Here is an 8,543-nt window from a genome sequence, read left to right as displayed (position 1 = left end):
CTTCTTGCGGAAGGCGCGCATCACCGCTTCCCATTTCGCACGCCGTGACTTCGCATCCGAAGCCTTCGGGTAGTTGCAACAGCAGTGCGTGATGGCGAGCCTCCCACCTCCATACACGGGCAGGAGCACGAACCGCGTCTGCCAGTCCGCTTTGATGTCGGCCAGCCAGATGCACCCCATGAGCGCGTGGCCCTCTGAGCCACACTTTTTCTGGCACCGATCCATCCAGGCCTGACTGCACTTCCACGGGCCGTAATAGATGGTCGTCTGGACTTGGCCACCCGCGGGGCTCCCCACCACCGGCCCCACCCACTTCTTGTCGCCGCCAGGCGTTCCAGCCATCGCGACCGCCATCCCCGACAAGGTCAGCGCCGACAGGCTCGCCAGCGACGACACACGGCCCATCTGCATCAGGGCACCGGGCCGGCGAAAGAGGTGAAGAAGGGGGGACGCTTGAGGCCCTCGCCGCACTTCGACTCGAGCCCCTCCACGCTGGCGCGGTCCACGAAGTCCGCCATCATCGCGCGCACGCAGCCGATGCTGCTCGTCCCGTGCCCCACTCCGGGCAGCACCACGTGCCGGCTGTTCGTCAGCGTGCGCTTCGCCTCCTCGGCCCACGAGGGCGGCGTCACCGGATCCAGCTCGCCCGACAGCAGCAGCACCGGCACGTCCGACTTCACCGGCTCGCGGTAGTCCTTGGGCAGCTCGCCGCGCGGCCAGAAGCCGCACGGCTTGAGCATGGTGCGCAGCATCGTCTCGCCCAGCCACGAGCCCTTCGACTCCCGGGTGATGGCCTCGTCCGAGATGAGCGGCGCGTCCTCCGTGCATACCACCGAGAGGAACATGCCCTGGCTCATGTTGGGATTGGCGCCCCCGCTCAGGTTCTGCTGAATGGCCACGAGCGGCCGCCAGTCGCCCTGCGTGGCCCGGTCCAGCACCAGCGGCACCAGCGACGTCGCCTCGGGCATGTAGAGCACCCCGCGCAGCACCGCCACGAAGGTGGTGTGGCTGAGGGTGATCTCCTCGGGCACGCCCGTCAGCGGGTTCTCCACCCGGGTGCGCACTGGCTCCTCGAGGAGCTGCGCCAGCAGGGAGGCGAAGCGGCCCCGCAGCTCCGGGTAGCGCTTCGCGCACGCCGCGTCCTGCTCGCAGTGGGTGAAGAGCAGGTCCAGGGCCCGCTGGCTGTCGCGCGCGACATTGAGGGGCAGCAGCAGGGACATCGGCGCCACGCCCTCGAGCATGACGGTGCGCACGCGCTCCGGGTGCTGGCGCAGGTACACCAGCGCGGCGCGCGTGCCGTAGGAGACGCCGTACAGGTTGAGCTTCTCGTAGCCGAGCGCCTCGCGCACCTCGTCCAGGTCGTCCATGGCGATGGGCGTGGTGTAGAGGCGCACGTCCGCGTCATAGCCGGCGAGGCACTTGCGGTAGGCCTCCTCGCGGTAGGTATCGTCGAACTGCTCGGCCAGGGGCGCGTCGTGCGGCACCGGCTCGCATTCGAGCGGCCGCGAGTCCCCGGTGCCCCGCTGGTCCACGAAGACCAGGTCCCGGTTGCGGTGCAGGCGCTCCAGCACGGGCACCATGTGCCCGGCCAGCTTCGCGGCGCCCTGCCCCGGGCCTCCGGCCAGCAGCACCACCGGATCCGGCTCCGGCGAGGACGCGAGCGCCGGCACCACCACCACCTTCAGCGGCACCTTGCGCCCCTGCTTCGCGGCGCGGTCCTCCCACACCTCATGGGTGCCACACAGGGCCTGCCGGCCCGCGACCTCCAGCCGGCACGGTTTGAGGACGGCCTTCCGCGAGGGCCCCGACGCGCCCGCACCGCGCGTGCAGGAGGTGAGCGACAGCAGGGCACAGAGCAGGGCGGGCAGCAGCCGGGAGGTGGAGGGCGTTCTCACGGGCTCCAGCCTTATCACCCCCGGCCGCGGCCACGCACTCCCACCTTCCCAGCGGCCGGGCGCAACCCGAGCGTCCGTTTGAATTGCCCGGTAGCATGGCCCGTCCCCTGGTAAGCCCATGCCCATGAAGAACCGCTCGCTCCTCGTCCTCGCGACCCTTGGCCTCGTCCTGCTCGCCGGCTGCGCCTCGCTCAAGCGCCTGGCCAAGGGCGCCTTCCAGAAGCCTCGCCTCACCTTCAAGCAGGCCCGCCTGCAGAAGGCCTCGCTCGCCGACGCCACCGTCGACCTCGTCTACCAGTTGGAGAACCCCAACCCGCTCGGGCTCAACCTCGCCTCCATCGACTACGCCTTCTTCGTCGAGGGCAAGCAGGTGGTGGCCGGCACGCCGCCCAAGGGCCTCACCATCGCCGCCCGGGGCAAGTCCGAGCTCGTCTTCCCCGCCAACGTGAAGTTCGCGGACATCGCCCCCGTGGTGCAGACGTTCCTCAACAAGGACACCGCCCAGTACAAGGCCCAGGGCAGCGTGGGCATCCAGACGCCCCTCGGCGTGCTGCGCTTCCCCCTGGAGCACGAGGGCACCTTCGAGGTCCCCAAGGTCCCCCAGGTCCAGTTCGAGTCCCCCCGCATCACCAACGTCACCCTCCAGGGCGCCACCGTGGAGTTCCCCCTCACGGTGAAGAACCGCAACAGCTTCCCCCTCCCGGTGGGCGGCATCAGCGGCGCCCTCAAGGTGGCCGGCAGCAGCGTGGGCAACCTCTCCACGGGGGACCTCGGCCTGCTGGAGCCCGGCAGCACCCGCCAGCTCTCCCTGCCCCTCAAGATCAACTTCCTGAGCGCCGCCGCCGCGGCCAATGCCCTGCGCTCGGGCGGCAATGCCCAGGTGAAGCTGGATGGCCAGCTCCTCTCGGGCGGCCAGAACGTGCCCCTGGATGTCGCGCAGCTCCTGAATTTCCGGCGCTAGCGGCTCGGCGAGGGGGCGAGCGACCGGGCCAGCGTATGAAGGTTGTTCCCCGGCACTCCACCCGTTACGGTTGCGCCGCGTTCTTCCGGGCCCCCCTCATGCGCCGCATCCTCTTCAAGTCCAAGATCCACCGCGCGACCGTCACCCAGGCCGACCTGGATTACGAGGGCTCGGTCACCATCGACCGAGACCTGCTGCGCGCCGCCGACATCCTCCCCTTCGAGAAGGTGGCGGTGTGGAACGTGACGCGCGGCACCCGCCTGGAGACCTACGCCCTGGAGGGCGAGGCGGGCAGCGGCGTCATCTGCATCAACGGCGCGGCGGCCCACCTCAACAAGCCGGGGGACCTCGTCATCCTGGCCACCTTCGCCGAGGTGGAGGAGCACGAGGCGACCCAGTGGAAGCCCACGGTCGTCTTCGTGGACGAGAAGAACCGGATTGTGCCCGGCCGGACGGAGGAGATTCCCGGCCCGGCGCGCCGTATCGCCTGAACGACGCCGGACGCTCCAAGCGTCAACTGCTTTACCCTCCCGCGCGGGCTTGCCATGCTCGTGCGTCCATTCCGTGCGAGTGAAGGGACCGTCAGGGTCCCGGAGGCGAGGAAGCAATGAAGTGGACGTGGGCGTGTGGAGGCCTGCTGTTGATGCTGGCGGGCTGTGGCACCTCCAAGGAGTCCTTCCGGCCCAACCCCAACGACGATGATCCGCTCGTGGGCTCCGTGCCGGTGGTGCGCTCGCCGCGGCTGGACCGGTGCGTGCAGCACGGCAGCTCCTCGATGCGGGGCAACTGCGACGAGGCCCGCTACCTGGGCACCGAGTACACGCGGCGGCTGTCGGTGGGGGACGAGGTGTGCCTCGAGGGCGGTTACGGAGATGAGCCGGGGCCCACGTGCAAGGCCCGGGCGGCTGTCATCGACACGGCGCCCAACCAGATCAAGCTCGAAGTGCGCACGGCGAAGCCGGACTCACGCTGGTACAACGCGGAGATGCGCCACGCCTGGTACGAGGAAGGGGCCCTGGTGGACCTTTACCTCTCCGAGCGGGGTTACTGAGGGGAGGAGACACGCATGGCCTTCTATGACCCCATTGGGGACAAGGTGAAGATGCTCACCCCCGCGGAGCTGAAGAAGCTGGCGGACGCGAAGCTGGCGGACCTGGTGCAGCAGGAAGTGCCGCGCTCGCGCAAGCGGGTGGCGGACCTGGAGCAGCGCTACCCGTCGGCCGGGCTGAGGGAGCGGGCGCAGCGGCTCATCGACGAGAAGAAGCACGTCGCGAGCATGGTGGGCGGCATCTCCGGCGTCTTCGGGCTGCTGGGGCTGCCGGCGGACCTGACGGTGATGGCGTGGCTCCAGCTCACGCTGCTGGTGGACCTGGCCACGCTCTACAAGGCGAACCTGAAGAGCGAGCGGGCGCGCAACGAGCTGCTGGACCTGTACGGCTACGCGACGGGAGTGGGCCCGCTGCAGCGCTCGGGGCCCCGGGTGCTGGGGAAGGTGGCCGAGGTGCTGCTGAAGAAGGGCGGCATGCAGGTGCTGGGACGGGCGATGCCCCTGGTGGCGGCGCCGGTGACGGCGTACCTCAACAACCAGCACATCCAGAAGGTGGGAGACCACGCGGTGCGCTTCTACGAGGGCTTCGACAAGGCGCACGCGAAGACGAAGCAGGCCTCCTCGCGCAAGGCGAGCTGAGTGACCGAGCACGCCCGACAGGTCTGTCCGAAGACGGGGGCCTACCTGCGCCCCTACTTCGAGTCACTGGTGGCCAGGGCCGTGGCGGACGCGAACCAGGCGCGCATGCCGCTCACGCTGCTGTGGGTGGACGCGGACGAGACGCAGGAAGGCAACGACGCGTACGGGCGCGAGGCGATGGACGCCGCGCTGAGCGCGCTGGTGGACGAGCTCGGGGCGGAGCTGGATGGGCGCGGGCCCATCGGCCGCATGGAGGGCGACGCATTCGCGGTGTCCCTCTACGCGGTGGCGCCGTACATGGGCGAGCGGATGGCGGAGGGGCTGCGTCGCCGGCTCGCGGCGCGCACCTTCCGCTCCCCCTCCGGCGACTTCCACCTCACCGTCTCCGTGGGCGTGGCGGGACTGCGCCCCGGCGAGCCCTACGGCAACCTGCTCGACGCGGCGGAGGCCACGTGCGGGCGGGCGAAGCAGGCCGGACGGGACCGGGTGGTGACGCGGTAGCCAGGCCCGCGCTCCGTTTCGCCCTCGACATGTCGACTCGACTTCTGGTCCCTGTCGGACATCGCCGCCCTGAGCGTCTGGATGAAGCTTTATCGCGTGTCTGTCGGAAGACACCGACTCGCGGGAGGGATACAGCCCTGGCATGTGGTGTGCATGGGAAACCGGAGCAGTCGCCGGGAGTTCCGGCCCACCCGCCCCACCAGGAGCACGCGTGTTCACCACTTCTGTCGGGTACATCGGCCAGCGCGGCACGGCGGAGCATCTCGCGCCCGAGCAGCGGCGGCAGGCCCTGCGCTGGCTCATGCGTGACGACGCCCTCGCCTACCCCTCCGTCGACGAGGTGCTCCGGGCGGGCCTGCGCGATTCGGACGCGGAGGTGCGGGTGACGGCGGTGCTGGTGGCGGCGCGGCTGCGGGCCCGCGAGGTGCTGCCGGCGCTCCACGCGCTGCCCCTTCCCAGCCTGCTCCGGGAACTCGAGGATCCCCGGGAGCGCCGCGCCCTCGAGCAGCTCTGGAAGGGGGTCATCCGGTACCTCCAGGAGCGCCAGCTTCCCAGCGTCCTGGTGCCCGGGAGGGATCCGCTGCGGCCGCTGCGCGAGCTGCTCGCTGGCGCCGTGGAGGTGACGGACGCGACGTCGTTGCTGCTCCACTCGCTCACCACGCCCCTGGCGCTGGGTCGGCGACCGAACGTTCTTCCCTCGGGAGTCATCGAGCAGAACGGGCAATTCCAGCTGCGCCGCTCGGGACTGCCGCTGCAGTGGGTCGCTCCGATCGACCACTGGCTGGGCGCCCACACCCCTCGCCGGGTGCGCTCCGAGGGCTTCTTCGTGGCCCGTTTTCCAGTGGACTGCGCCCTGGCTACCTGGATGGGTAATCCGCTACCCATCCGTGTCGTTCCCGACCGGGAGCGGACATGGCTCGGCTCGTTCGAGGAGGCCCAGCGGCTGTGCGAAAAGCTCTCACGAATTGAGAAAATCCCCCTCCGGCCGCCCACGGCGGACGAGTGGGAGATGGCGGCACGGGGACCGGATGGGCGGCGCCACCCGTGGGGGAACCTGTCGCAGCGGGACGGGGAGCGGTGCGCGTCCCCATGGGGGGTGGAGGATCTGGTGGGAGACGTCCCCGAATGGTCGTTCGATCCCGAGAACGGCACGCGGCTGCTCCGGGGCGGCGTGGAGTCCCGGACGTGGGTGACGCACGGCGTGGGACTGACGGAGGAGGCGCCCGTGGCGGCCCTGCGGCCCATCCTCCCGGCCTTCCCGCTCTGAGCGGACCGGACGTCAGGGCACCAGCTCGCGCCGCCCGGGACACATGCCGAGCTTGCGCGCCCGGCCCTGGGCGTCCGCGCCCGCGGTGAGCCACTCGCGCACCGCGTCCACCCGCGCCTGCATCACCGGGCTGCTCGCCGCGTGCTCCAGTCGCGCCGTGTCCTGTGCCGACAGCGCCCAGCTCAACGGCGCCGTCTCGCTGAACTCGAAGATGGCCGTGGTGAAGAAGCACGACTCACCCGCGTTCAGCTCGTCCTGCACCAGGCTCAGCAGCTCGTCGTTGCGGAACGACATGCTCGACTCGCGCGCCCGCAGCACCGCCTCCACCGGAGACGTCAGCCCGCCCAGCGGCGCCCCCGCCCCGTTCGCCGCCTGGAGCTTCGTGCGCCGGCCATTGCCCAGGTGGTCACGAATCTGGATGAGCACCACCCCCGAGGTGCACTCGCGCACCCAGTCGCGGTGTGAGTGCAGCCACAGCGCCGCCAGATCCACCCCGTAGTTGTCGTAGTAGCCGGCGTCCACCACCCGCACCGGGGGCGAGGTGGGCAGCGCGCTCGCCGGGCTCATGTAGGGGAACGACGCGCTCATCCGCGCCGCCGCCGCCACCGCGAACGCCGACTGCTTGCGGGGGAAGAGCTGGAAGAGCTGCACCCCCGAGACGGACAGCCGCGCCTTGGGGCCCTCCACCGGCTCGTCTCCGTGGCCTTCCATCACCAGCGTGCTCGCCCGCGACGACGTGAGCGCCGACAGGTCCAGGTTGCTCACCAGCAGCCGCCGCCCGTCCTCCACCAGCATGGGCGAGTACACCAGCGAGGGCAGCCAGCCTCGGGACTCGCCCTCGCGCAGGGAGGCGAAGGTGCGCGACATCAGCCCGCCCGTGTGCAGCCCCCAGGCGTGCTCCAGTGCCCGTCCGCGGCTCTCCCCGAAGGGAAGCAGCAGGGCGATGGCCGCCGGCGACAGGCTGTCCTGCTGCATCATCGTGGCGAGCGACACCCGCTCGCGCGGCGTGCCCGAGGGCTCCAGCCCCGCCACCCACGTCCCCGCCCCCACCATGCCGCCCGAGGCCCCGGTGACGAGGCGCACGTAGCGGTGGAAGCCCGGGATGCCCTCCGAGCCCTCCAGCTTCGAGAGCACGTGCGCCGTCCACGCCGCGGCGCGGATGCCGCCTCCACTCGTCGCCACCAGCGCCAGCCGAGGCCTCGGCCCCGGCCCGCAGCGCATCGCCGCATGTCCCGCCGCGAGCTGGGTCTCTCCCTCGGTGGGCCACGTCACGCCCGGCGGAGGCTCCGCCCGCATCCGCGCCAGCCACGCGTTCAGCGCCTCGCCGTCGCCCAGCAGCCCCGCGTCGCTCGGGGACGCGAGGCTCGTCCCCGCGTACTTCGGCGGCTGGGGCAGGGACAGCTCGTCATAGAAGGAGAGATCCGCGCACCCGCGCCCGCCGAACACCACCAGCACGCCCGCGAGGACGAGCGCCCCCATGTGCCGCTCGGGGAAGAAGAAGCGGACGGCCCCGTAGACGGCGCCGCACAGCCCGATCGCCACGCAGATGACCACGGCGGGGGACACCCACCCGTGGTTGCCGGAGATCGCCACGTGCACGGCCACCAGCAGGTAGCCCAGGACGAAGACAGCCAGCAGCCCGCCCTGCAGCACGTGCAGCACCACCACGTGCGTCGAGCGCTTGCGGAAGAGCGTCACCTCGATCCACCGCAGCCAGCGGTGGCGCTTCCGGTCCGACTCGTACCACTGCTGCAGCCGCTCGGCGCCGCGCGTGAGCAGCAGCATCATCCCCACCGCCGCCAGCACGCCGAAGAGGAAGGCGAAGTGCCGGTCGATGAGGCTCGGCACGCTGAGCGCCACCAGCCACGCCGGATAGGTGCCCGTGCGGAAGAGGTACCAGCGGATGGTGGGCGGCACCCCACCTGCCTTGCCTCGCCGGGGCGCCAGCGCCCAGTCCTCGTCCGCGTCCAGCAGGTAGCCGATGAAGCACAACTGCCCCAGCAGCATCGCCGCCATGAAGGCCGCGACGAACGTCACCCGGGGCACGTCATGGAAGAAGAGGCGCGGCAGCCCCATCGCGTCGAACGCGCCCCAGACGATGCTCACCGGCAGCGCCTGGAGCACGAGCAGCAGCGGGGAGCGGCCCAGCCACTCCACCAGCGGACGCAGCGGCTGTGATGTCTCGCCCCGCCACCACGACTGGACCCGTTCCAACGCCATGGCCTCGAGCCT

Annotated in this window: 8 protein-coding genes and 1 pseudogene; 6 read left to right on the top strand and 3 right to left on the bottom strand. The window is 70.9% G+C overall.

What is annotated here, in order from left to right:
* Together VF697_RS32085 and VF697_RS32080 are read right to left on the bottom strand one after the other, a co-directional pair.
* Nucleotides 1-411: pseudogene (locus VF697_RS32085) on the bottom strand (hypothetical protein); the annotation flags it as partial.
* The gene (locus VF697_RS32080; protein WP_414641367.1) at nt 411-2,015 is read right to left on the bottom strand and encodes an alpha/beta hydrolase; all 1,605 of its coding nucleotides are present in this window, start codon (nt 2,013-2,015) and stop codon (nt 411-413) included. The pseudogene VF697_RS32085 and the gene VF697_RS32080, both read right to left, overlap by 1 nt.
* Here VF697_RS32080 and VF697_RS32075 point away from each other — a divergent pair.
* From VF697_RS32075 to VF697_RS32050, 6 genes are all read left to right on the top strand, one after another.
* The gene (locus VF697_RS32075) at nt 2,014-2,856 is read left to right on the top strand and encodes an LEA type 2 family protein (RefSeq protein ID WP_331100909.1); all 843 of its coding nucleotides are present in this window, start codon (nt 2,014-2,016) and stop codon (nt 2,854-2,856) included. The two genes, VF697_RS32080 and VF697_RS32075, sit on opposite strands and share 2 nt — an antisense overlap.
* A gap of 98 nt (nt 2,857-2,954) precedes the next feature.
* The gene (panD, locus tag VF697_RS32070) at nt 2,955-3,347 is read left to right on the top strand and encodes an aspartate 1-decarboxylase (protein ID WP_331100911.1); all 393 of its coding nucleotides are present in this window, start codon (nt 2,955-2,957) and stop codon (nt 3,345-3,347) included.
* Between the two features lie 116 nt (nt 3,348-3,463).
* Complete coding sequence (locus VF697_RS32065) at nt 3,464-3,907, top strand: hypothetical protein (protein WP_331100908.1); 444 nt, start codon at nt 3,464-3,466, stop codon at nt 3,905-3,907.
* A 15-nt stretch (nt 3,908-3,922) separates the two neighbouring features.
* On the top strand, nt 3,923-4,543 hold the full coding sequence (locus VF697_RS32060; protein ID WP_331100907.1) for an EcsC family protein: 621 nt from the start codon (nt 3,923-3,925) through the stop codon (nt 4,541-4,543).
* The gene (locus VF697_RS32055) at nt 4,544-5,044 is read left to right on the top strand and encodes a GGDEF domain-containing protein (protein WP_331100906.1); all 501 of its coding nucleotides are present in this window, start codon (nt 4,544-4,546) and stop codon (nt 5,042-5,044) included.
* Nucleotides 5,045-5,255: 211 nt separating this feature from the next.
* Entirely contained in the window at nt 5,256-6,311 is a 1,056-nt protein-coding gene (locus VF697_RS32050; protein WP_331100905.1) for an SUMF1/EgtB/PvdO family nonheme iron enzyme, read from the top strand.
* 12 nt (nt 6,312-6,323) lie between these two features.
* Here the strand turns inward: VF697_RS32050 and VF697_RS32045 are convergent, their stop codons facing one another.
* Nucleotides 6,324-8,531: a hypothetical protein gene (locus VF697_RS32045; protein ID WP_331100904.1), complete on the bottom strand. Its 2,208-nt coding sequence runs from the start codon at nt 8,529-8,531 to the stop codon at nt 6,324-6,326.
* Nucleotides 8,532-8,543: the final 12 nt, after the last annotated feature.

The sequence above is a fragment of the Archangium sp. genome (assembly GCF_036388035.1).
Taxonomy (GTDB): Bacteria; Myxococcota; Myxococcia; order Myxococcales; family Myxococcaceae; genus Archangium.
Note: the sequence above shows the minus strand (reverse complement) of the source record. Positions and strands in the feature narration are given on the sequence as shown.